Here is a 21,623-nt window from a genome sequence, read left to right as displayed (position 1 = left end):
GTGGCGCGCCGTCAGCACTTCGGCTGGTTCTTCTCCCGGGGCTTCGGCCCGCAGGGGTGGGGGCACCCCTACCGGGAGTGGAACCACGACTGGACGAAGCCCGGCCTCTACCAGCAGTCGGCCCGCGAGCTGGAGCAGGCCGGCTTCGAGCTGATCGTGATGGAGGACGCCGTCTCGCTCGGCTCCCCGGAGACGCTCGACCTGCGGGTGCGGGGAGCGTACGGCGGGCCGAAGCACGATCCGCTCCTCCTGGCGCCGTACCTGTTCGCGGCGACCGAGCGGATCGGGCTGGCGCCGACGATCAACGCCGGCATCACGCCCCCGTACCTCGCCGCCCGGCAGGCGGCGACGCTGCAGCACCTCAGCTCCGACCGCTTCGGGATCAACCTGGTCACCGACGTCGGCAGCGCCCGCCACGTGGGCCTGGAGCCGCTGTCGCACGACGCGGCCTACGACCGGGCCGACGAGTGGATGGCGGTCGTCCGCCGGCTCTGGCACAGCTGGGGCGAGGGCGCGCTGGTCGCCGACCCCGGGTCGGGCCGCTACGCCGACGGCACCCGGATCGACGCGTTCCGGCACCGCGGGGAGCACTTCCGCGTGGACGGCCCCCTCAACGCCGTCCCCTTCGAGAACGGCGACCCGATCGTGGTCTCCCCCGGCGGCTCGCCCCGCGGGCTGGCTTTCGCCGGCACGCAGTCGGACGTGCAGCTCGCTCTCGCACCGCTGGAGGCCCGGGCGGTGCGCGACTACCGGGCGCGCGTGCTCGCCGCGGCCGAGCAGCACGGGCGGACGGCGGACGACCTGCGCGTGCTCTTCGTCGTGAAGCCCGAGATCGTGTCGAGCCCGGAGGAGGCGGCGCGCGTCGTCGAGGCGTCGCGCCGCCCCGACGAGAACGCGCTGCGGCGGATCGCGCTCGGCTGGTCGAGCGACCTGGAGACCGACCTCACCGGGCTGGACCTGGACCTCCCCGTCCCGCGGTCGGTGTTCGGCGAGCACGTCTCGCACGGCACCATCGCCGGCCTGTACGGCGGCACGGAGGACGCTCCGCTGCGGGAGCTGCTCACCAGGAAGGCGCGCAAGGGCCGCGTCGCCGAGCGCGCCGGCTTCGTCGGCACCGCGGAGGAGTTCGCCGACTTCGTCGAGGAGCTCGGCGACGACGGCGGCAGCGACGGGCTCCTCCTCTCCGGGGACCTGCACCCGGTCACCCTGCACCGGATGCTCGACGACCTCGTCCCCGTCCTGCGCCGCCGCGGGATCCTCCGCGACGAGCTCGCTCCCGGCGGGACCCGCGCCAACCTCTTCGGGACGTAGGGGGGGTCCGCCCCGTCTCACTCCGGATCCTGCGACCGGCCGGGCACCGGGCGGAAGGATCCGTGCTCGATCTCGTGGGCGAGCTGCACAGCCTCGACACGCGAGGCCGCCCGGTCCACCGCCGGCGGCCCGGCCTCATCGGGGGTGCAGAGGGAGCGGAGGCGCTGAAGGACGGCTCCTCGCCACTGTCGTGCGATGCCGCCCGCCTCGGTGCTCCGCCGTCCCACCTCGTCGAGTCCCCGCGAAGGCGCTCCGCCGTTCACACAGCGGCCCGCACGGCTTCGAGCGCCTCGAGGAGGAGGGGACGCGGCATGGCGAAGACGAGACGCACGTGGTCGGCGTAGCCGGCGCCGCACAGGCGTCCGGAGGTGAGCGTCACTCCCGCCTCGCGCTGCAGGTGCTGCGCGGGATCGGCGAGGCCGAGAGCACCCAGGTCGAACCAGGCGAGATACGTCGCCTCCGGGGTGCGGTGCCCGATCCGGGGCAGCTCGGAGGCGAGGAAGTCGGCGATGAGGCGCCGGTTGCCGTCGAGGTAGTCGACGACCTCGTCGAGCCACGCTCCGCCCTCCCGGTAGGCGGCCGTCGAGGCGATCACGCCGAGATTCGAAGCGCCGTGCTGCACCGCGAACCCGAAGCGCGAGTAGACGTCCTCGTCTGCGTCGTTCGTGGTGATCAGCTGCGCGGCCTTCAGGCCGGGGATGTTCCACGCCTTCGAGGCGCTCGTTCCGGTGACGGAATGCCGGGCGGCCTCCTCCGAGACCGAGGCGTAAGGGATGTGGGGGACGCCGTCGAACCGCAGCGGCGCGTGGATCTCGTCGGCGAAGACCCGCCCGCCGTGGCGCTCGACGACAGCGGCGAGACCTTCGAGCTCGGACCGCGGCAGGACCGAGCCCGTCGGGTTGTGCGGATTGCAGAGCACCAGGGTGCCCGCTCCCTGCGCGAAGGCCGCATCGATCCCGTCGAGGTCGTGCTCCCAGCGGCCGTCGACGATCGTTCCCGGGACCTCGATCACCTCGCGTCCGATGGCCGACAGGTAGGTGAGGAACGGCATGTAAGCGGGGGTAGGCACGATCACCGGTGAGCCGGGGCGGGAGAACTCGGTGACGGCCACTCCGAGCGCGGCCATGACATCCGAGACGGAGTGCACGCGGGCGGGGTCGACCGTCCACGCGTACTGCTCAGCGAGGTACTCCGCGGCGGCCTCGCCCAGCTCGCCCGCAGTCGAGGGGGACAGATAGCCCAGCACGTCGCCGGCCACGGCGTCGTGGAGTGCCCTCCGAACGGCCGGCGCCGTACCGAAGTCCATCTCGGCGACCCAGGCTCCGATGGTGCCGGGGCGGAGGCTCCACTTGCGGCTCGTCGGGCGGTCGAGTCGTTCGCGCGTGAGCGAGTCGAACAGGTGCATGGGAGTCCTCGGGGAAGCGGGCGGAGGGCGCCCCGCTGGTCGATCGGGGCGCCCGAGGCGGGGGCGGCTCAGCTGTTGTCGAGCGGGAGCCCGGGCGGGTTCACCAGGGCCTCGTCCACGGCCTCGTCCTGCAGGCCGTAGGCCGACAGCCAGTCCTGGTACTGACCGTTCCCGATGAGGTAGCCGAGGGCCTGGGCGATCGGCTCGGCGAGTCCGGAGTCCTTCTTCACAGTCGCCGCGATCAGCCCGTCGAGCGATTCGCCCGCTCCGGAGAACGTGCCGGCGTTGCGGGTCGGGTCGGCGCCGTCCTCCGAGATCCGGTTCTGGTAGACCGTCGTCGGGTTGGGCCCGAAGTAGGCGTCGATCCGGCCGGAGCCGAGAGCGAGAGTGACGGAGTTGGCATCGGGCAGTCGCGTGATCTCCAGGGACCTGCCCTCGGACTGCAGACGGGCCTGCCACTCGAGCAGGATCTTCTCCTGGTTGGTGCCGCTGCTGACCGCGACGGTGAGTCCGTCGAGGTTCTCGTAGTCGCCGTCGAACTCCCAGTCGTTCGAGGCGAGGACCTGGAACGCGAGGGTGTCGGCGCGGTAGGAGGCGAAGTCGTACTTCTCCTTGCGCTTCTCCGTGACGGTGATGTTCGAGAAGCCGACGTCGCTGCCTCCGGTGTCGATGCCCACGAAGAGGTTGTCCCAGGTGGAGTTCTCCACCTCGGGCTGCAGCCCGAGGACGGCGGCGACGAGGCGGCCGAGATCGGGCTCCGAGCCGGTGAGGGTCTCGGTGTCGGTCCCGGTGAACGCGAGCGGAGGGAAGCCTGCGGGGAGAGCGCCGACGCCGATCGTCAGGGTCCCGCGGTCGAGGATCTCCTGCGGCAGCGTGCCGCGGATCTCGTCGACGACCGGCACGTCGATGTCCGTCTCGGTCGCCGCTCCGTTGGAGAGGGCACCCACGGTGACGGTGGTGGTGCCGGAGGCGGCTCCCGGGGAGGCCGGGTCGGAGGCGGCGGCACCGGAGCAGGCCGCGAGGCCCGTCGTCAGCGCGGCGGCAGCGAGAAGCGCCCCGACTCTGGTCCAACGAGTGATGTGCGGTCTGGTCATGATTCGATTCCTGTGTCTGTCGTGCGGATGGAGAGAAGGAGGAGTGCGGGGGCTCAGCCGAGGACTCGGCCGAGGAAGTCGCGGGTCCGCGGATTCTGCGGGCGGTCGAGGACCTCGCTCGGGCTGCCCTGCTCGACGACGAGGCCGTCGTCGACGAACACCACCCGGTCGGCGACCTCGCGGGCGAAGCCGATCTCGTGGGTCACGACGATGAGGGTGCGGCCGCTCTCGGCCAGCGACCGGATGACCTGCAGCACCTCCCCGACGAGCTCGGGATCGAGAGCCGAGGTCGGCTCGTCGAAGAGGATCACCTCGGGGTCGAGCGCGAGCGCACGCGCGATGGCCACGCGCTGCTGCTGGCCGCCGGAGAGCTGCCTCGGATAGGCCGCCGCCTTGTCGGCGAGACGGACGTGCTCGAGCAGGGCGCGTGCCCGCTCGCGGGCCTCCGCGGGCGGCTGCCCCTGCGAGATCGGCGCCTCGGTGACGTTCTCGAGGATCGTCAGGTGCGGGAAGAGGTTGAAGCTCTGGAAGACGAAGCCGATCCTCGCCCTCTGGCGCAGGATCTCCTTCTCGCGCAGCTCCTTGAGCCGACCGCCGCGCAGCCGCACCCCGATCAGCTCGCCGTTCACGGAGACGAACCCCTCGTCGAGCTTCTCGAGATGGTTGATCGCCCGCAGCAGGGTCGACTTGCCCGAGCCGCTCGGACCGAGGATAACCGTGACGGTGCCCGCCTCGACGCGCAGGTCGACTCCCCGGAGCACGGTCCGGTCGCCGTAGGACTTGGTCGCGTTGTGGATCTCGATGGCGGCGGTCATCGCGCACTCCTCAGGCCGGCGAGCGAGCGCCGCACCCGCTGGAGGGGCGTGGGCGCGAGCTCCCGGTGCGCGCCGCGGGCGTAGAAGCGCTCGATGTAGAACTGCACGACCGAGATCGCCGAGGTCAGCACCAGGTACCAGATCGTCGCGACGACGAGCAGGGGGATGATGTCCGTCGGGTACGTGCTGCCGAGGTTCTGAGCGACCCCGAACAGGTCGAGCAGCGAGACGTAGAACAGCAGCGAGCTCGCCTTCAGCAGGCCGATGATCTGGTTCACGTAGGCGGGCACGATCGAGCGGAGCGCCTGCGGGAGGACGATGCGGGTGAACTGGCGGCGCTGCGGGATCCCGAGCGCCTTCGCCGCTTCGTGCTGCCCCTGATCGACCGCGAGCACCCCGGAACGGACGACCTCGGCGCTGTAGGCGATCTCGGACAGGCTCAGGCCGATCACGCCGAGGGCGAGCGGAGGCAGCAGCGACACCGTCGGCACCGACCACTGCGGACCGAAAGGGATGCCGATGCCGACGGTCGGATACAGGTTGCCGAGATTGAACAGGAAGATGAGGACGAGGATCAGCGGCACCGAGCGGAACAGCCAGATGTAGACCCAGCTGAGCGTCGACAGCACCGGATTGCCCGAGAGCCGGGCTACTGCGACGACGATGCCTCCGACGAAGCTGATCACGGCGCTGATGGCGGTGGCGAGGAGCGTCAGCTGCAGCCCCTTCAGGATCGCCGGACTGAAGAGCCAGGTCCCGACCTTCGGCCACTCCCACGACGGGTTCGTGAAGAGGGTCTGTCCGGCGTTCAGCAGGAGCACGAGGACCAGTGCGGCGACCACCCAGCGCACCGGGTGGCGCAGCGGCAGCACCGGCCGCTCGCCGAGTCGGGCGAGGTCGATGCCTCCGGGAAGGGGGCCGGACGTGTCCCGCGGTCGAGGCGGCGCGATCGTGCCGCTCATGAGGCACGCCCCGTGACGCGACCGCGCAGGCGTGCTCCGCCGTCGGGCAGGGACGCGGTGAGCTGCGCGAGGGAGTCGTCGTGCGCGGTCCGGATCCTCGCGACGTCGAGCGGCCGATCGGTGAGCGTCCGCGCATAGCCGTGCAGGACGACCACCTCCGGAGGCTGGGTCACGTCGTAGAGCGGTGTGTAGCCCGCGGTGAGGTAGAGCCGCTGCGCCTCCGGCTGGAGCGGCCCGGTCGTGAGGTAGACGGTCGAGTAGCCGAGCCGGCGGGCCTCCGCCTCGAGCTCTGCGACCACGCGCAGGGCGAGTCCCTGCCGACGGTGCGCCGAGGATGTCCAGATGCGCTTGAGCTCGGCGGTCGTGTCGTCGAATCTCTTCAGCGCGCCTCCGGCGATCGCGGTGCCGTCGCGCAGAAGCAAAACGAAGGATCCCTCCGGCGGGGCGAACACCTCGCTCGGGTAGCGCGCGAGCTCGGCCGATGCCGGCTCGCCCCAGGCGGTGCCGTAGCGGGTGTCGTACTCGCGCTCGAGCTCGTCGAGCAGGGGCCGGGCCCGCGGGTCATCGGCCCGCACATGGACGAACTCGTCGGCCGCGACGGTGTCAGACGAGGACACGAGCGGCCTCCTCGGCGGCCTGGGCGGCCGCGGCGTCGCGTCGAGCGACCTCCTCGCGCACCAGCGGTATCACGTGGCGACCGAAGTCGAGGGTGTCGTCGACGTAGTCGTAGCCGCGCGCCGAGATGATGTCGACCCCGAGATCGACGTAGTCGAGCAGCGCGGCGGCCACCGTCTCCGGTGTCCCGACGAGGGCGTTCGAGTTGCCGCGCGCTCCCGCGGCGACTCCCGCCCTGGTCCAGAGCGCGCGATCGAAACGGTCGCCTGCGGCGGCGATCGCGAGGAGGCGCTGCGAGCCGGTGTTCTCCGGCGCGGCGAGGCCTCCGGGGGCGGTCTCGCGGGTGCGCGCCTCGATGCGGCGGAGGATCCCCTCCGCCTTCTCCCAGGCCTGCTCCTCGGTGGCCCCGAGGATGGGTCGGAAGGCGACCTGGATGCGCGGCGCGACGTCGCGGCCGGCCGCCGCCGCCGCCTCCCGGATGCTGCGGATCTGCTCGGCGGTGTCCCGCAGCGGCTCGCCCCAGAGCGCGTAGACGTCGCTCTCGGCGGCACCGACGGACAGAGCGGCGGGAGAGGAGCCTCCGAACGAGATCTGCGGCCGAGGCTGCTGCACCGGCCAGACGTCGCTGACGAACCGGGAGAAGCGGTAGTGCTCCCCGACGTGATCGAACGGCTCACGGGTCGTCCAGACCTGCTTGACGATCCTGATGTACTCGGCGGTGCGCGCGTAGCGCTCGTCCTTGCTCAGGTAGTCGCCCTCCGCGGCCTGGTCCGCGTCCGACCCGCCCGTGATCACGTGGACGCTCAGGCGGCCTCCACTCAGCTGATCGAGGGTCGCGAAGGCTTTCGCCGCGACCGTGGGGTAGGAGACGTTGGGCCGGTGCGCCAGCAGCAGCTGGATGCGCTCGAGCCGCGACGCGACGAAAGCGGCGGCGACGGCGGGGTCGGGGGCTCCGGAGTGGTAGGCGAACAGGATGCGGTCCCACCCGCTGTCCTCATGAGCCGCGGCCAGACGCACCGTGTACTCCGGGTCGAAGCTCGCGCCGCTGCGTGCTCGTGTCTCGCTGCCGTCGTTGAGCGCGGCGATGCCGAGGAATTCGATGGGCACTCGAGGCTCCTGCCTGTCGGGGCGCACCGTTCTGCACGCCGTGGGGGCCGACGCTAGGGTCCGCGGCCACCCGGCTCCAACCCGCCGCTACACACTTCTTCACATCGTCACGAGTCGTCATAGAGCGGCGTCCTCACGGGGGAAGAGTCATCGTGGACGCATGTCAGCGCCATCGGACGGGACCCGCTCCCTCGTGATCGTCGGGGGAGGTCCCCGCGCGGTCGGGGTCCTCGAGCGCCTCGCCGCGAACGCCGCCGAGGACGCCCTCGGGCCGGCCGCGCTCGTCGTCCACGTCGTCGACCCGTACCCCGTCGGCCCCGGCCGGATCTGGCGCTACGAGCAGTCGCCGCTGCTGAAGCTCAACTCGCTCGCAGCCGACGTGACGATGTTCACCGACGCGAGCGCGACGATCGAGGGGCCGGTGCGCCCCGGACCCTCGCTGATCGAGTGGGCGGAGGCGGTGCGGGCCGGCCGGATCGCGCTCGCAGAGGGCGACGAAGCCGTGCGCCGCGAGCTCGACGGGCTCCGCGCCGACAGCTTCCCCACCCGCCGGCTGCAGAGCCTCTATCTGCGCTGGTTCCACCGGGAGGCGCTCGCCGCTCTCCGCCCTGACGTCGAGGTCCGCGAGCACGCGGCGCGTGTCGTCGAGGTGCTCGGCCGCGACGACGGTGCGCAGCGGGTCGTCCTCGACTCCGGCGACGTGATCGAGGCGGACCTGGTCCTGTTCTCGCTCGGGCACAGCGGCGCTCTGCCGACGGTCGACGAGACCCGGCTGGCCGGGTTCGCCGAGCGCCACGGCCTCGCCTACCTGCCGCCGTCGTTCACGGCCGACGCCGACCTCGGATCCCTCCGCGCCGGACGCGACGTGATCGTGCGCGGCTTCGGCCTCGTCGCGGTCGATCTCCTGGTGCTGCTCACCGAGGGCCGGGGCGGCCGCTTCGAACGGGACGACGCCGGCGGACTGCGCTACCACCCGTCGGGACGTGAGCCGCGCATCCTGATCGGCAGCCGCCGCGGGGTCCCCTACCACTCGAAGATCGGCTCGACGCTCCAGGGAGCCGCGCCCGAGCCCCGCTGGTTCTCGGCGTCCGTCGTGGAGGAGCTGCGCTCGCGACACCGCCCGCTCGACTTCAGCGAGGACGTCTGGCCCCTGATCGCCCAGGAGATGCTCTGGGGCTACTACCGTGAGCTCTTCACCGGGCACCCCGACCGGGTGAGCACCGACTGGACGCACTTCTCGGAGGTGTTCTCGCGGCTCGACCCGCGCGCCTCGGTCCTCGCCGGCTCCCGCGGCCCGCGACCCGAAGCGGGACAGGGGTACGCTCTCCCCGCACTCGGGGCCGACGCCGAGCGGGTCCTCGGAGATGCGCGGACCCTGACCGCGCTCGTCGCGGACACTGTGCCGGACAGCCTCGACAGGCTGCTCCTCCCCGATCTCGACCGCCCGTTCGCCGATGTGCGGTTCGCCGACGGCTCGGCGCTGCAGGAGGCGGTGCGCGCCTACATCCGGGACGACCTGGCTCTGCGCAGCCGGCAGGAGCACAGCGCCACGATGGCGCTCTTCCTCGCGCTTCTGCGCAGCCACTTCCTCGTCGCCGATCTCACCGCGTCCGCGAGGTGGACGCCCCGCTCGCGGATCGAGGATCTGCACGGATGGTGGCTCGGCTGGTTCAGCTTCCTCGCGAGCGGGCCGCCCGCGCACCGTCTCGAGGAGCTGCTCGCACTCTCGGACGCGGGCGTCGTCGACTTCCTCGGCCCGGGCATCCGTGTGGAGACCTCCGAAGAGGAGGGCCGCTTCGTCGCGAGCGGCGGGGCGACCGATCAGGTCGTCCTCGCTGACGCTCTCGTCGACGCGCGCCTCCCCCGGACGTCCGTTGCGAGGAGCGACGACGCGCTGATGCGAGCGCTCGTCGCGTCAGGGTCGGCGGTCGAGGACCTCGTCGACGTCGGCGACACTCTCCTGTCGACCGGGAGGCTGCGCGTGCACCAGGACGACACCCTGCTGCGCTCGACGGCGGGAGGCCGCGTCGGCCGCCGGTACGCGATCGGCCCGTACACCGACTCGCCGTTCGTCGGCGCCTTCTCCCGGCCGGGCACGAACGCGGTGTCGTTCCGCGAGAACGACAAGGTCGCGCGCGCGCTGCTGCGCCGCCTCCGCGCACTCGACGACGAGGAGCTCGTCCGAGCCGGCACCCTGATCCGAGGAGCACGATGACCGCCGCCCCACCCCTCAGCCTCGCCGTCGCCCTCGAGGGCGCCGGCTGGCACCCCGCGTCCTGGCGCGAGCCTGGCGCCCGTCCCGACGCGCTCTTCACCGGCGCGTACTGGGCGGACATCGTGCAGCGGGCGGAGCGCGGCGGGATCGACTTCGTGACGATCGAGGACTCCTTCGCCCTGCAATCGGCGGACCCCTTCCTGGCCGACGACCGCACCGACGAGGTCCGCGGCCGGCTCGACGCGCTGCTGATCGCCTCCTACGTCGCCCCCCTCACGAGCCGCATCGGTCTCGTGCCCACGGTCACCGTGACGCACACGGAGCCCTTCCACGTGTCGAAGGCCGTCGCGACGCTCGACCACCTGAGCCGGGGGCGGGGCGGTTGGCAGGTCAGGGTGTCGTCACGCGTCGACGAAGCCTCGCACGTCGGACGACGAATCGCGGCGATCGTGCCGCCGGAGCCGGGCACGCCCCTTCTCGAGGACCCCGCGATCCGCGCCGTCGTCGACGAGCTCTTCGAGGAGGCGGCCGACGCCGTCGAGGTCGCACGGAGACTCTGGGACAGCTGGGAGGACGACGCCGAGATCCGCGACGTCGCCACCGATCGCTTCCTCGACGCCGACAAGGTGCACCGCGTCGACTTCGCAGGACGCTGGTTCTCGGTGCGCGGCCCCGCGATCACTCCCCGGCCGCCGCAGGGGCAGCCCGTCGTCGCCGCGCTCGCACACGCCGACATCCCGTACCGTTTCGCCGCGCGCTCGGCCGACGTCGTGTTCGCGACGCCTCAGAACGCAGCGGACGCCGAGAGGATCCTCCAGGAGATCGCCGAGGCGGAGCGCGGGGCGGGGCGCACGGGCGAGCGCCTGCGGGTCCTCGCCGACCTCGTCGTCGTCCTCGACACCCCGGCGGAGTCCGCCGCGGCCAGACTCTCGCGCCTCGACGCTCTCGGCCGACCGCTCACCGGCGACGCCGCCGTCGCCGCCGGGTCGGCCGCGTCCGTCGCCGACCGCATCGCCGAGCTCTCACGGCTCGGCTACGACGGCGTCCGCCTCCGACCCGCGGTTCTCGCCACCGATCTGCCGCTGATCGCCGACGACCTCGTGCCCGAGCTGCGCCGACGCGGTCTGCTCGTCGGGACGGAGGAGGGCCGCACCCTCCGCTCAGCCCTGGGCCTGCCCACGTCGATCCCGAACCGCTACGCCTCCGAGGAGCAGTCATGACGCGGCGACCGAAGCAGATCGTCCTCGCCGCCTACGTGGGCGGGGTGAACGAGCACACCCTGTGGGAGCACCCCGACGCCGGCAGCCAGGTCGACTTCTCGACGTTCCGCCGCGTCGCAGAGACCGCGGAGCGCGGGCGGTTCGACTACTTCTTCCTCGCCGAGGGTCTGGCACTGCGGGAGCGCGCGGGGCGCCCGTTCGACCATGACATCGCCGGACGACCGGACGCTCTGCCGCTCCTCGCCGCGCTGGCCGCGGTCACGGAGCACATCGGCCTGGTCGGCACGCTCAACGCGACGTTCAACGAGCCCTTCGAGCTCGCCCGTCAGATCGCGACCCTCGACCACCTCTCAGGCGGACGAGCGGGGTGGAACGTGGTCACGTCCTTCGACGCCTTCACGGGCGCGAACTTCCGCCGCGGCGGCTTCCTCGACCGCGCCGACCGCTACGCCCGTGCCGAGGAGGCCGTCCGCGCGGTGACGACGCTCTGGGACACCTGGACCTCCGACGCCGTGCGAGCCGATGCCCCCTCCGGCGAGTTCCTCGCCGACTCGTCGACGGGGTCGTTCGCCGTCTCGAGCAGCCAGTTCGACGTCTCCGGCCGTTTCACCGTGCCGCGCAGCCCGCAGGGCCGCCCGGTGATCGTGCAGGCGGGCGTCTCTCCGCAGGGTCGCGACTTCGCGGCGTCGAGCGCCGACGTGATCTTCTCCCCCTACCACCGGGGACCTGAGGCGCACGAGTTCGCGCGCGACATCGCGGCCCGGGTCGCGGCGGCGGGTCGCCCGGCCGGCTCCGTGCGGATCCTCCCGTCAGCCGCCGTCGTCCTCGGCGGCACCGCTGCGGAGGCGGAGGAGAGAGCGCGGTGGATCCGCGATCAGCAACTCACACCGCGCACGATCCAGGTGCTCTTCGAGCAGGTCTGGAACCGGGACCTGTCGGGCTTCGACGTCGACGGGCCGGTACCCGATCTCGAGCCCGACCTCGAGGCGCCGCCGCTGATCGAGGGCCGCGCACTGATCCACGGTGATCGCGCGGGGACCGTGCGCGCCTGGCGTGCGCTCGCTCAGGAGCGCGACCTCACCCTCCGCGGTCTCGCCGAGACCGTCTTCGACCGCACGGAGTACGTGGGCACGGCTGAGCAGGTCGCCGACCGTCTCGACGAGTTCGTGCAGAGCGGAGGCGGCGACGGGGTCGTCCTCGGATCGCACCTGCACCCGGGTGGTCTGGACGAGTTCGTCGACCGCGTCGTGCCGCTGCTGCAGGAGCGCGGTTCGCTGCGCACCGAGTACGAGGGCACGACCCTGCGGGAGAACCTCGGCCTGGAGATCCCCGCCCGGCCGTGACCTCATCCCCTCCGCCCCCTCTCCGACCTCCGAAGGAAGACCATGACCGACGCCTACTACGACCGCGCAGCCGACCGCCGCTACACCGCCGCCTACAAGAAGGAGACCCCCGACGTCCTTGCGGCGTTCACCGCCTTCGACACCGCCGTCTTCGCTCCGCAGGGTCGCGAGATCCCGCTCAAGTACCGCGAGCTCATCGCCTACGCCGTGGGCATCAGCAAGCAGTGCGTCTACTGCATCGACGGCCACGGCCAGAACGCCGTGCGCGCCGGTGCGACCGAGACCGAGCTCGCCGAATCAGCCTGGGTCGCGGCCGCCATCGGAGCCGGAGCCGCCTTCGCGCACGGCCGACTCGGCTTCAAGCTGACCGAGGACCACCCGCACTGATCGTGCCCCCGCCCCAGTCCCTCCTACCGATCGGCCGATCATGACGAACGAACCCGCCTTCAGCATCACCCTCACCCCCTTCGACGAGGACTACTCGCCGGCCCAGAGCTCCCGGATCACCACCAACTTCGCGAATCTGGCCCGCGGCGAGCGCCGCCGGGAGAACCTCCGGACCGCGCTGCGGATGATCGACGACCGGTTGAACGATCTCGTGCCGGGCGACGATCCGAGCCGCGGCCGCTACACGGTCGGGCTCGACATCGTCTCCGTCGGGCTGCGGCTCACCACGGACGGCGAGGACCGGGAGTTCCCCCTGCTGGAGGTCCTGCGCACCCGGATCCTCGACCGCCGCACCGGCCGATGTCAGCCGGGGACACTGGGGAACAACTTCTCCTCCTACCTCCGCGACCACGACTTCAGCGTGCGGCTGCCGGCGGTCAACGCCGCGCAGGCCGGCTTCACCGTCCCCGACGACTTCGGCGTCCTGCACGGCGCGCTCTTCCAGCACTTCCGGTACTCCGCGCAGTACGCGGAGCTCTCGTCGACGCCGCCCGTCATCTGCATCAGCGTCTCGACGAGCAGGACGTACCGGCGCACCGGGACCCTCCATCCGATCCTCGGCGTCGAGTACCGGCAGGACGAGCTCTCGCTGACCGACCGGTACTTCGCGGAGATGGGCCTCGGGGTCCGCTTCTTCATGCCGCCCGGCAGCACGGCGCCGCTCGCGTTCTACTGCGGCGGCGACCTGCTGGAGGACTACTCGGACCTCCAGCTCATCGCCACGATCAGCACGATGGAGACGTTCCAGAGGATCTACCGGCCCGAGATCTACGGCGCGCGCTCGGCCGCCGCCGACGTCTACCGGCCGGACCTGGAGCAGCAGGACTACGTGCGGCCCGCGGTCTCCTACGACCGCGAGGAGCGCGGCCGGCTCGCGGTCGAGCAGGGGCGGTTCGCAGAGGAGCACCTCATGAAGCCGCACGGGGAGCGGCTGCGGCAGTGGGCCGCCGGGTACGCGGGAGCGGTCCGATGAGCGCCCGCGGATCCTCGACGTCCCTCCCGCTCCTGCCCACCTCGATCGCCGGCAGCCTGCCGAAGCCGTCGTGGCTCGCGCAGCCGGAGACCCTGTGGTCCCCGTGGCGCCTGACCGGCGACGCCCTGGCCGAGGGCAAGCAGGACGCCCTGCGCGCCGCTGTCCACGAGCAGCACCACCGGGGCCTGGACATCGTCAGTGACGGGGAGCAGACCCGGCAGCACTTCGTCACGACGTTCATCGAGCACCTCACGGGCGTCGACTTCGAGCGGCGCGAGACGGTGCGCATCCGCGACCGGTACGACGCGAGCGTGCCGACCGTCGTCGGCGCCGTAGGGCTCGAGAGGCCCGTGTTCGCCGACGACGCCCGGTTCCTGCGCGAGCAGACCGATCAGCCGATCAAGTGGGCGCTGCCCGGCCCGATGACGATGATCGACACCCTCTCCGACCGGCACTACGGGAGCCGCGAGAAGCTGGCGTGGGAGTTCGCGACCATCCTCAACGAGGAGGCGCGAGCCCTCCAGGACGCCGGAGTCGACATCGTCCAGTTCGACGAGCCCGCCTTCACCGTCTTCTTCGACGAGGTGCACGACTGGGGTGTGGCCGCGCTGGAGAGGGCGGCGGAGGGACTCCGCATCGAGACCGCGGTGCACATCTGCTACGGCTACGGGATCAAGGCGAACACCGACTGGAAGGCGACCCTCGGGTCGGAGTGGCGGCAGTACGAGGAGTCGTTGCCGCTCCTCCAGCAGTCCTCGCTCGACATCGTCTCGCTGGAGAGCCACCACTCCCACGTGCCGATGGAGCTGATCGAGCTCGTCCGCGGCAAGAAGGTCATGCTCGGAGCGATCGACGTCGCGAGCGGGACCGTCGAGACGCCCGAGGAGGTCGCCGACACCCTGCGCCGCGCCCTCCGGTTCGTCGACGCGGACCTGCTCCTCCCCAGCACGAACTGCGGCATGGCACCGCTGCCCCGCGACCTCGCCTGGGGGAAGCTCAGCGCGCTGAGCGCGGGAGCGGCGATCGTCCGCGAGGAGCTCGCGCCCTGACGGGCCTCCGGGGAGACGTGTCGCGGCCGGCCCGTCTCCCCGGAGGTCCCGCCCGCCTCACCCCTCCGCTCGCGCCTCCTGCGCCGCGATGTCCTTCATCGCCAGGTCCGCCCGGCGGAACTGGTCCGTCTCCGGAAGCGCGAGGTGCAGTCCGGCGACGGTAGTGAGCGAGACCGTCACCTCGGCCACGGTCACGTCGAGGACGTGCCCGCCCTTCTCGCGGGCGTCGTCGACGTAGTGCAGGTGGTACCCGGGGACCGACACGGCCTGCTCGAACTGCGGAGTGCGGAAGCCCGCGATCGTGCCGCGGGTGTCGGCGATGCCGGTGACGCTCTGGTGGGCGGTCGCCTCGATCAGGGGCGGGTACGGCTCGGTCTGCGCGCCCACGGTCCGGGTTCGGACCTCGGTGAACCGGCCGTCGATCCGCAGGGCGACGGGGATGTTCCCGCCGTCGACCGCGTCGTCGATCAGCCGGGTGAGGCCGGCGAGACCGGTCGGCTCCTCCACCGTGAACGTCGTGGTCGCGTGGAAGGGCAGCACGGCGGCGAAGGGCGTCCGGTCGTCGCCGTCCGCGACCTGGACGGAGCCGTCGCTGCGCAGGTGGTAGCAGACGCCGTCGACGATCACCATCTCGCCGTCCAGGTGGTTGAAGGTGCCCAGCCCGAGGTCGCCGTGGGTGAGCAGCTCGCGGATCGTCAGGTCCCCGTCGTAGACCCCGGCCAGCAGCGCGGCCATGGTCGAGCTCTGGTAGATCGCGTAGTCGTCGGTCGAGTCGACCGTGTGCGTGCTCATTCGAAGGCGTCCTCGACCAGGTGGGCGGCGATGTCGACGTTGCGGCTGTAGTCCACCGCGACGTCGATGATCGAGACGCCCGGCTCGGCGAGAGAGGCGCGGAACGCCTCCTCGAACTCGGCGAGGCCGCTCACCCGCCTGCCCGTGGCGCCGAACGCCGCCGCGAACTTCTCGATGTCGTAGTCGCCGAGCTGGACCCCGGATTTGCGGCCGTACTTCAGCAGCTGCTGGAAGCCGACCATGTCGTAGGTGTCGTCCCGCATGATCACGTGCGTGAACGAGAGGCCGAGCCGCGTCGCCGTCTCGATCTCCGTCGCGGAGAACAGGAAACCTCCGTCGCCCGAGACGGAGACCACCGGGGTCCCGGGGCGCAGGAGGCTCGCCGCCATGCCCCACGGGAAGGAGACGCCGAGGGTCTGCTGCCCGTTCGAGAAGAGCAGGTGCTTGGGCTCGTACACGCGGAAGTGCCGGGCCATGAAGATGTAGTTCGAGCCGATGTCGCAGGCCACGGTGGCGTCGTCCGAGAGCAGGTCGCGCATCAGGAGCACGAGGCGGGCGGGATCGACGGTCCCGGGAGCCGCCTCGGCCGTCCGCGCCGCGTCGTCGATCCGCTCCAGCTCGCTCCGGTGCCGGGCGACCCGGTCGGCCGCGTCCTCGTCGAGCTGCAGGCCGGAGACGAGGGGCGTGAGGGCCGCGACCGTCTGCGCGAGATCGCCCTTCAGCTCCAGCGCCGGCAGGTAGTGGTTGTCCAGCGGGGCGTCGACGGAGTCGATGTGGACGATCCGGCGGTCGACGTCGCTGTTCCAGATCACCGGGTCGTACTCGACGGCGTCGTAGCCGATCGCGACGACGAGATCGGACTCGGCGAGGGCGAGGTCGGCGGGCTGGTTCTTGAAGAGGCCGACGCGGCCCAGGTAGTGGTCCTCGAGCTCGCGGGAGACGAGGCCGGCCGCCTGGAACGTCTCGATCACCGGCAGCTCCGTCTCGCTGATCAGGGCCCGCAGGGCCGCGACGGTCTCCGGCTCCGACGCGCGGAGTCCCACGAGGAGGACGGGCCGCTCCGCCGTGTTGATCAGGTCGGCGGCGTGGGCGAGGTCCTCGGCGCGCGCCGGACCGCTCGTCGGCCCCGTGGCCGCCCGGGTGATGACCTGCGAGGTCGGCGCGGCCATCACGCTGGCCGACAGGACGACCGCCGCGGCGCCGCGGGGCTCGGTGACCGCGGCGCGGAAGGCGTTGCTGACCGCCTCCGAGACGTCGTCCGGATCCGTCGACTCGACCGTGTACTTCGTCACGGTGGTGAGGAAGGCGGCCGCGTCCATCGACTGATGCGTGCGCTTGAGACGGTCGGAGAGCTGCACGGCCCCGGCGAGCGCGACGACCGGGTCCTGCTCCGTGTTGGCCGTGAGCAGGCCGGTGGCGAGGTTGGTCGTGCCGGGGCCGGAGGTCACGAGGACGACACCCGGGCAGCCCGTGAGCCGTCCCACCGCGGCGGCCATGAAGGCGGCGTTCTGCTCGTGCCGGCAGACGATCAGCTCCGGCCCCTCGTCGGCGAGGACGTCGAAGACCGCATCGATCTTCGCTCCCGGGATCCCGAAGACGTACTTCACGCCGTTGGCGGTCAGGGTCTCGATCACCCGCCGTGCACTGCGCGTCTCGACGTTCGGCTGCTCCATGGTCCGCTCCGCTCTCTCCTCGGTTGTACCGACGAGCGTAGGAACGGGGGCACCCGGAGCGACCCGGTCAGATGACTCGTTCCCACCGGTGCATCTCCGGCGGCGTACCGATCGCAGTGACGGTGCGCTCGGGCGGGACACGCTCGGCTCCCCCGCCGACGGTCTGCTCGGAGAGTCGTCCGACGCTCGCCGCGACGTCCCCGGTCGTGATGGACTTGCCCGCATGATGATCTCTCCGCGCGAGTCCGCGCACGACACGAAGGCAGGCGTCTGATGGCCGAGGAGCGCGCGATCCTCGCGGGCGGATGCTTCTGGGGGCTCCAGGAGCTCATCCGCGACATGCCGGGCGTCTTCAGCACCCGCGCCGGGTACGCCGGCGGCAGCACGCCGAACGCGACCTACCGCCACCACGGCGACCACGCGGAGGCGGTCGAGATCGAGTTCGATCCCGAGCAGCTCTCCTACCGCGACCTGCTCGAGTTCTTCTTCCAGGTGCACGACCCGACGACGAAGAACCGTCAGGGCAACGACATCGGCACGGCCTACCGCTCCGTGATCCTCTTCCTCTCGCCTGAGCAGGAGAGGGTCGCGCGCCAGACGATCACCGAGATCGACGCGTCGGGCCGCTGGCCCGGACCGGTCGTCACCGAGGTCGAGCCCGCCGGCGAGTTCTGGGACGCCGAGGAGGAGCACCAGGACTACCTGCGCAAGCACCCCGGCGGCTACACCTGCCACTGGGTCCGGCCGAAGTGGGCGCTCGACGCCTGATCCCGGTCACGCGGGACGCGGGGCCCCGGGCTCCGCCCCCGCGGGCACGGCTCGCGCGCCGTGCGCGAAGAGCAGCACGACGGCGAGCGCCGAGAGCACGAGGGCCGGCGTCGGAGCCCAGGCCGGGGCGAGCGTCACGGTCGCCGCTCCGACGACGGCCCCGACCGCGAGGCTCGCGACGATGAGCGCCTGGAGGGTCCTCGACCCGGACGAGCGCTCGGCGAGCTCCTGCATCAGGCTCGTGAGCGTGCCCGTGACGAACGTGGTCGTCAGGCCTGCGGCGCCGGAGATCCGCTTCGCGAGCACGGTCTGCAGCCCCAGCGCCGCCGCGCTGGTCGCGATGAACGCGCAGTCCACGAGCAGCGACGTGCCGCCCTGCACCGTCGGCCAGGCGACCGCGACGGCGAGCTGCAGGACGACCCCCACGAGCGCGATCGCGCGGAGCGGACGTCTCCCGTCGCCGGTCGACGGCGTGCGCGCCCGGGTCGTGCGGAACCCGGCGTAGACCGCTCCGGCGAAGAAGACGATCGCTGTGACCGCTCCGGCCGCGGTCGTCAGCCAGGCGGAGCGGGGGTACAGCCCCAGCAGCACCAGGTTGCCCGTCATGTTCGCGGTGAAGATGCCGCCGAGCAGGAGGAACGCGAACGCGTCGGTCGCGCCCGAGGCGATGGCCAGCAGCACCAGGGCGAGCCTGAGGCGCGCGGGGCCGGTCACCGCCGTCACGCGCGGCCCTCACCCATGGAGCTGCCGCCAGGTGACGATCTGCTCTCCGCGGAGCTCGTAGCTCCCGAAGCAGCGGAGCCAGTGGCCCTCCCCCGTGTCCGAGCGGAGGTGCAGGGCGTGCTCGGTGAGGACGACGCTGCCGGCGACGGCGATCGTGACGAGGGCGATCCGGATCTCGGTGAACGCCCGGTGGACCTCGTCGCACATCTCGAGGACCCGCGCCCGCCCCGCGATCTCCTGCGAGCTCGACGCGCTGTAGACGACCTCCGGATGCAGGAACGGGACGAGCTGGCGGCTGTCGCGAGCGCTCCACACCTCGAGGAAGTCGCGCACGACCAGCTCGTTCTCGATCATCGCGACGCCCCGCACCGATGCGTCCTGCCAGCTCTCGGCCATGGGTCCTCCCGCCGTCCCCGCACCGACACTCGTCGATGGCGACGAGCCTGCCCGAGAGCGCCCCGGGCGCCTACGCGTCGGATGACCCGATCTCCCCGCCGGCGGGCTCACCGCGCGTGGGCCGTCGCCAGCTCGCCCCAGTGCGTCGTCGCCCGGAGCGAGAGGGCGTCGCGCTTCATCGTCCACACCGGACCCGTGCGGATGCCCGCCAGCCCGAGGCCGACCGCGGACCGGCCGTGGCGCTTCGTCACGGCGTCGATGGTGGCGCCGAGGCCCTTCGTGTCGAAGGCGGTGTGGAAGATCTCGAGCAGCGCGTGGGAGTGCCGCGGCGACAGGTTCGTGAGGATGACGCCGGCCCGCACGTAGCGCGCGCCCTCCCGCAGCCGCGGGCGCAGGGTGCCGATCGCGGCCCTCACCATCGCCACCGGGTCGTCCGTGGGGACGGGGAAGCCGGCCAGGCCGCCGGCGGACTCGTACGGCGCGTCCGCGAACGGCGACGTCGACGCGAACACGCTCATCGTCCTGGTGACCGACTCCTGAGCGCGGAGGCGGTGGGCGGCGCGCTGCGCGTAGACGGAGAGCACCTGCTCCATGTCGGAGATCGTCGTCACGGGAGTGGCGAACGACCGGGAGAAGATCAGCTGGTCACGGACGGTGCGAGCGGCCTCGAGGGGGATGCAGTCGACGCCGCGCAGCTCGTAGACGGAGCGCTGCAGGACGACCGAGAACTTCTTGCGGATCAGCGCGGGGTCCGCGTCGCGGAGATCGCGGACGGTGTGGATGGACAGCTCCGCGAGGCGCTTCCCTGTGCGGCCGGCGACTCCCCACAGCTCGGTGACGTGCTGCGAGGCCATGAGCGCGTCGAGCTGCTCGGGCGTGTACCAGTCCGTGTCGCAGACGCCCCCCAGGCGCGGGTGCTTCTTCGCTCCGCCCTTGTTGACGAACTTCGCGAGAGTCTTGCTCGGTCCGAAGCCGACGCAGACGGGCAGCCCGACGTTCTTCGCGACGGCCGCCCGCATCTCCCGGCCGATCTTCGCCCGCTCCGCCACGTCGCCGTCGACGCCGAGGAAGGACTCGTCGATCGAGTACACCTCCTGCCAGGCGGAGTAGCGGCCCAGCAGCTCCATGACGCGCGCGGACAGCTCGCCGTACAGCTCGTAGTTGCTCGATCGGGCGATCACCTCCGGGAGGCGACCGGAGCGGATGAGCGGCTCGATCTGGAACCAGGGCGTGCCGTTCTCGATCCCGAGCCTCTTCACCTCGTCGGAGCGCGCGACCACGCAGCCGTCGTTGTTCGAGAGGACGACGACCGGCCGGCCCGCGAGCCTCGGATCGAACAACCGCTCGCAGGAGACGTAGAACGAGTTCACGTCGACCAGGGCGATGCGCCGCTCAGAGCGCACGGTGCAGCCGGTGGAGGCAGACGGTGACGACGCCCCACACCTGGAGGTCGCTCAGCTCGGCGACGTGGATCGGCGGGTACTCCGGGTTCTCGGCCCGCAGCACCACTCCCCCGGGGTGCAGCTCGAGGCGCTTCACGGTCAGCTCGCCGTCGAGGATCGCGATGACCACGCTCCCGTGCGTCGGCGTGATCGACCGGTCGACCACGAGCTCGTCGCCGTCGCTGATGCCCGCGCCGACCATGCTCTCGCCCGAGACTCGGACGATGAACGTCGACGTCCTGTCGCGGATCAGGTGGTCGTTGAGGTCGAGGGACCCGTCGAAGTAGTCCTGCGCCGGCGACGGGAACCCCGCCGCCACCGCCTCGCTGGTGACGAGGAAGGTGACGGCGACGGCGTCCGAGGCCGGAGTCGCGATGCGTTCCACGACGGTCGCGCTCATGGTCGACTCCCTCCTCGTGGTATCGAACGTGTGTTCGAACGCGTCCGAGTGTAGGTCGGGGGCACCGACATTCGGGGGGCGCTCGGCGCCGTCCTCGACCGCCGGCGAGGAGGATCACCGGCGACGCCGCTGGGAGCCCGGAGGAGTGGCGCGTCGGCCGACGCGAGTCCAGCCTCCCTGGAGCCTTCGCCGGCACGATCCGACCTCATCCCCCCGGAAGGAGCTCCTCTCATGCGCGCATCCCGTCCCCTTCCCGGCGACCCCTGGCCGTCGGAGATGGTCATCACGGTCGAGGACAACCCCGCGGCGCTGCTCGAGCTCCTCTGGATCCGCGAAGCGTGGGGCTTCACTCCGGCGGGCGACGGGCCGCCGCCGCTCGAGCGGTCCCCGGAACGGGTCGGGTCGGCGGAGCCCGGCGCCGACGAGCAGCGCGCCTGGCCTCAGCTGTGGCAGGACTGCGTCGAGCATCTGGCGGTCGAGACCGGCCCGCTCCTCCGGCGGCTCTCCAGCACCGCCGACGGATCGCTCGAGCGCGCACGCCTCCTCGACCTCGCTCGCGGCCCCGGCTGGCGCGAGCGCTTCGGCGACGACTCCCTCGGAGCCCCATTCCGCGCCTGGCACGACGAGCTGCGGTCCGCCCGGATGGACGCGCGGGACGTCCCGCTGGACGCCGCCCCGGAGCGGCGCTGCCTCGGCTCCCTCGTCCCCGCCTGGGAGGCCGGACTGACGACGGTGGTCACCCTCCCCTGCCGCGGCGAGTACACGCGCGCCGTCTCCGGCTCGGTGCTGCTCCTGACCGACAGCGACCACCGGGACCCGGACCGCTACTCGGCCGCGCTCCGCCGGTTCGCCGACGGCTCTCTGGAGTGACGG

General features: G+C 71.9%; 21 protein-coding genes. 9 read left to right on the top strand and 12 right to left on the bottom strand.

What is annotated here, in order from left to right:
• A complete protein-coding gene (locus C5C29_RS04895) occupies positions 1–1,311 on the top strand; it encodes an LLM class flavin-dependent oxidoreductase (protein ID WP_104308028.1) in 1,311 nt (436 codons plus the stop codon).
• Positions 1,312–1,570: 259 nt separating this feature from the next.
• On the opposite strand, the gene C5C29_RS04890 is transcribed toward C5C29_RS04895, so the two are convergent.
• The 6 genes from C5C29_RS04890 to C5C29_RS04865 form a co-directional block, all read right to left on the bottom strand.
• Positions 1,571–2,716 carry a MalY/PatB family protein gene (locus C5C29_RS04890; RefSeq protein WP_104233981.1) on the bottom strand — a complete coding sequence of 382 codons (1,146 nt, stop codon included), beginning with the start codon at positions 2,714–2,716 and terminating at the stop codon, positions 1,571–1,573.
• Positions 2,717–2,784: 68 nt separating this feature from the next.
• Positions 2,785–3,810: a transporter substrate-binding domain-containing protein gene (locus C5C29_RS04885; protein WP_104223286.1), complete on the bottom strand. Its 1,026-nt coding sequence runs from the start codon at positions 3,808–3,810 to the stop codon at positions 2,785–2,787.
• Positions 3,811–3,863: 53 nt separating this feature from the next.
• On the bottom strand, positions 3,864–4,625 hold the full coding sequence (locus C5C29_RS04880; protein ID WP_104223287.1) for an amino acid ABC transporter ATP-binding protein: 762 nt from the start codon (positions 4,623–4,625) through the stop codon (positions 3,864–3,866).
• The gene (locus C5C29_RS04875) at positions 4,622–5,587 is read right to left on the bottom strand and encodes an amino acid ABC transporter permease (RefSeq protein WP_104233982.1); all 966 of its coding nucleotides are present in this window, start codon (positions 5,585–5,587) and stop codon (positions 4,622–4,624) included. The genes C5C29_RS04880 and C5C29_RS04875 overlap by 4 nt, the downstream gene beginning before the upstream one ends.
• On the bottom strand, positions 5,584–6,204 hold the full coding sequence (locus tag C5C29_RS04870; protein WP_219813768.1) for a GNAT family N-acetyltransferase: 621 nt from the start codon (positions 6,202–6,204) through the stop codon (positions 5,584–5,586). Before C5C29_RS04870 ends, C5C29_RS04875 begins: the two co-directional genes overlap by 4 nt.
• Positions 6,191–7,309, bottom strand: a complete 1,119-nt coding sequence (locus C5C29_RS04865; protein WP_104308027.1) for an LLM class flavin-dependent oxidoreductase — start codon at positions 7,307–7,309, stop codon at positions 6,191–6,193. Before C5C29_RS04865 ends, C5C29_RS04870 begins: the two co-directional genes overlap by 14 nt.
• Positions 7,310–7,469: 160 nt before the next feature.
• Between C5C29_RS04865 and C5C29_RS04860 the strand changes: the two genes are divergently transcribed.
• Genes C5C29_RS04860 through C5C29_RS04835 form a run of 6 tightly spaced genes read left to right on the top strand, consistent with a single transcriptional unit; the run spans position 7,470 to position 14,556 of the window.
• Complete coding sequence (locus tag C5C29_RS04860; protein WP_104257615.1) at positions 7,470–9,524, top strand: FAD/NAD(P)-binding domain-containing protein; 2,055 nt, start codon at positions 7,470–7,472, stop codon at positions 9,522–9,524.
• On the top strand, positions 9,521–10,744 hold the full coding sequence (locus C5C29_RS04855) for an LLM class flavin-dependent oxidoreductase (protein ID WP_104226542.1): 1,224 nt from the start codon (positions 9,521–9,523) through the stop codon (positions 10,742–10,744). Before C5C29_RS04860 ends, C5C29_RS04855 begins: the two co-directional genes overlap by 4 nt.
• Positions 10,741–12,087 (top strand): NtaA/DmoA family FMN-dependent monooxygenase, encoded by a 1,347-nt coding sequence (locus C5C29_RS04850; protein ID WP_104308026.1) that lies wholly within the window; start codon positions 10,741–10,743, stop codon positions 12,085–12,087. The genes C5C29_RS04855 and C5C29_RS04850 overlap by 4 nt, the downstream gene beginning before the upstream one ends.
• 42 nt (positions 12,088–12,129) lie before the next feature.
• A complete protein-coding gene (locus tag C5C29_RS04845) occupies positions 12,130–12,474 on the top strand; it encodes a carboxymuconolactone decarboxylase family protein (RefSeq protein ID WP_104223293.1) in 345 nt (114 codons plus the stop codon).
• A 40-nt stretch (positions 12,475–12,514) separates the two neighbouring features.
• The gene (locus C5C29_RS04840) at positions 12,515–13,507 is read left to right on the top strand and encodes a putative oxygenase MesX (RefSeq protein ID WP_104308025.1); all 993 of its coding nucleotides are present in this window, start codon (positions 12,515–12,517) and stop codon (positions 13,505–13,507) included.
• Positions 13,504–14,556, top strand: a complete 1,053-nt coding sequence (locus C5C29_RS04835; protein ID WP_104226544.1) for a methionine synthase — start codon at positions 13,504–13,506, stop codon at positions 14,554–14,556. Before C5C29_RS04840 ends, C5C29_RS04835 begins: the two co-directional genes overlap by 4 nt.
• 57 nt (positions 14,557–14,613) lie before the next feature.
• Here C5C29_RS04835 and budA read toward each other — a convergent pair whose 3' ends face one another.
• Complete coding sequence (budA, locus tag C5C29_RS04830) at positions 14,614–15,348, bottom strand: acetolactate decarboxylase (protein WP_104223295.1); 735 nt, start codon at positions 15,346–15,348, stop codon at positions 14,614–14,616.
• Entirely contained in the window at positions 15,345–17,021 is a 1,677-nt protein-coding gene (gene alsS, locus C5C29_RS04825) for an acetolactate synthase AlsS (protein ID WP_104308024.1), read from the bottom strand. The genes budA and alsS overlap by 4 nt, the downstream gene beginning before the upstream one ends.
• Positions 17,022–17,294: 273 nt before the next feature.
• Here alsS and msrA point away from each other — a divergent pair, with 273 nt between their 5' ends.
• Entirely contained in the window at positions 17,295–17,789 is a 495-nt protein-coding gene (gene msrA, locus C5C29_RS04820) for a peptide-methionine (S)-S-oxide reductase MsrA (protein WP_104226547.1), read from the top strand.
• A gap of 6 nt (positions 17,790–17,795) precedes the next feature.
• On the opposite strand, the gene C5C29_RS04815 is transcribed toward msrA, so the two are convergent.
• The 4 genes from C5C29_RS04815 to C5C29_RS04800 all read right to left on the bottom strand — a co-directional run bounded on the left by C5C29_RS04815 (position 17,796) and on the right by C5C29_RS04800 (position 20,750).
• Complete coding sequence (locus C5C29_RS04815) at positions 17,796–18,512, bottom strand: YoaK family protein (RefSeq protein ID WP_104308023.1); 717 nt, start codon at positions 18,510–18,512, stop codon at positions 17,796–17,798.
• 9 nt (positions 18,513–18,521) lie between these two features.
• A complete protein-coding gene (locus C5C29_RS04810) occupies positions 18,522–18,908 on the bottom strand; it encodes a nuclear transport factor 2 family protein (protein WP_104262240.1) in 387 nt (128 codons plus the stop codon).
• Between the two features lie 107 nt (positions 18,909–19,015).
• The gene (locus C5C29_RS04805; protein WP_104308022.1) at positions 19,016–20,311 is read right to left on the bottom strand and encodes a Y-family DNA polymerase; all 1,296 of its coding nucleotides are present in this window, start codon (positions 20,309–20,311) and stop codon (positions 19,016–19,018) included.
• Positions 20,301–20,750: a LexA family transcriptional regulator gene (locus C5C29_RS04800; RefSeq protein WP_104308021.1), complete on the bottom strand. Its 450-nt coding sequence runs from the start codon at positions 20,748–20,750 to the stop codon at positions 20,301–20,303. The genes C5C29_RS04805 and C5C29_RS04800 overlap by 11 nt, the downstream gene beginning before the upstream one ends.
• Positions 20,751–20,981: 231 nt before the next feature.
• Here C5C29_RS04800 and C5C29_RS04795 point away from each other — a divergent pair, with 231 nt between their 5' ends.
• Positions 20,982–21,620, top strand: coding sequence for a hypothetical protein (locus C5C29_RS04795; protein WP_104308020.1), 639 nt, complete (start codon positions 20,982–20,984; stop codon positions 21,618–21,620).
• The last annotated feature ends 3 nt before the right edge of the window (positions 21,621–21,623 follow it).

Origin of the sequence: Rathayibacter sp. AY1H2, assembly GCF_002931985.1 — a bacterium.
Taxonomy (GTDB): domain Bacteria; phylum Actinomycetota; class Actinomycetes; order Actinomycetales; family Microbacteriaceae; genus Rathayibacter.
This window is presented reverse-complemented; position numbering and strand designations above follow the sequence as displayed.

Excerpts from the sequence above, each read along its gene's own strand:
- C5C29_RS04890 (WP_104233981.1), bottom strand. The coding sequence starts at position 2,716 with ATGCACCTGTTCGACTCGCTCACGCGCGAACGACTCGACCGCCCGACG.
- C5C29_RS04885 (WP_104223286.1), bottom strand. The coding sequence starts at position 3,810 with ATGACCAGACCGCACATCACTCGTTGGACCAGAGTCGGGGCGCTTCTC.
- C5C29_RS04880 (WP_104223287.1), bottom strand. The coding sequence starts at position 4,625 with ATGACCGCCGCCATCGAGATCCACAACGCGACCAAGTCCTACGGCGAC.
- C5C29_RS04875 (WP_104233982.1), bottom strand. The coding sequence starts at position 5,587 with ATGAGCGGCACGATCGCGCCGCCTCGACCGCGGGACACGTCCGGCCCC.
- C5C29_RS04860 (WP_104257615.1), top strand. The coding sequence starts at position 7,470 with ATGTCAGCGCCATCGGACGGGACCCGCTCCCTCGTGATCGTCGGGGGA.
- C5C29_RS04855 (WP_104226542.1), top strand. The coding sequence starts at position 9,521 with ATGACCGCCGCCCCACCCCTCAGCCTCGCCGTCGCCCTCGAGGGCGCC.
- C5C29_RS04850 (WP_104308026.1), top strand. The coding sequence starts at position 10,741 with ATGACGCGGCGACCGAAGCAGATCGTCCTCGCCGCCTACGTGGGCGGG.
- C5C29_RS04845 (WP_104223293.1), top strand. The coding sequence starts at position 12,130 with ATGACCGACGCCTACTACGACCGCGCAGCCGACCGCCGCTACACCGCC.
- C5C29_RS04840 (WP_104308025.1), top strand. The coding sequence starts at position 12,515 with ATGACGAACGAACCCGCCTTCAGCATCACCCTCACCCCCTTCGACGAG.
- C5C29_RS04835 (WP_104226544.1), top strand. The coding sequence starts at position 13,504 with ATGAGCGCCCGCGGATCCTCGACGTCCCTCCCGCTCCTGCCCACCTCG.
- budA (WP_104223295.1), bottom strand. The coding sequence starts at position 15,348 with ATGAGCACGCACACGGTCGACTCGACCGACGACTACGCGATCTACCAG.
- alsS (WP_104308024.1), bottom strand. The coding sequence starts at position 17,021 with ATGGAGCAGCCGAACGTCGAGACGCGCAGTGCACGGCGGGTGATCGAG.
- msrA (WP_104226547.1), top strand. The coding sequence starts at position 17,295 with ATGGCCGAGGAGCGCGCGATCCTCGCGGGCGGATGCTTCTGGGGGCTC.
- C5C29_RS04810 (WP_104262240.1), bottom strand. The coding sequence starts at position 18,908 with ATGGCCGAGAGCTGGCAGGACGCATCGGTGCGGGGCGTCGCGATGATC.
- C5C29_RS04800 (WP_104308021.1), bottom strand. The coding sequence starts at position 20,750 with ATGAGCGCGACCGTCGTGGAACGCATCGCGACTCCGGCCTCGGACGCC.
- C5C29_RS04795 (WP_104308020.1), top strand. The coding sequence starts at position 20,982 with ATGCGCGCATCCCGTCCCCTTCCCGGCGACCCCTGGCCGTCGGAGATG.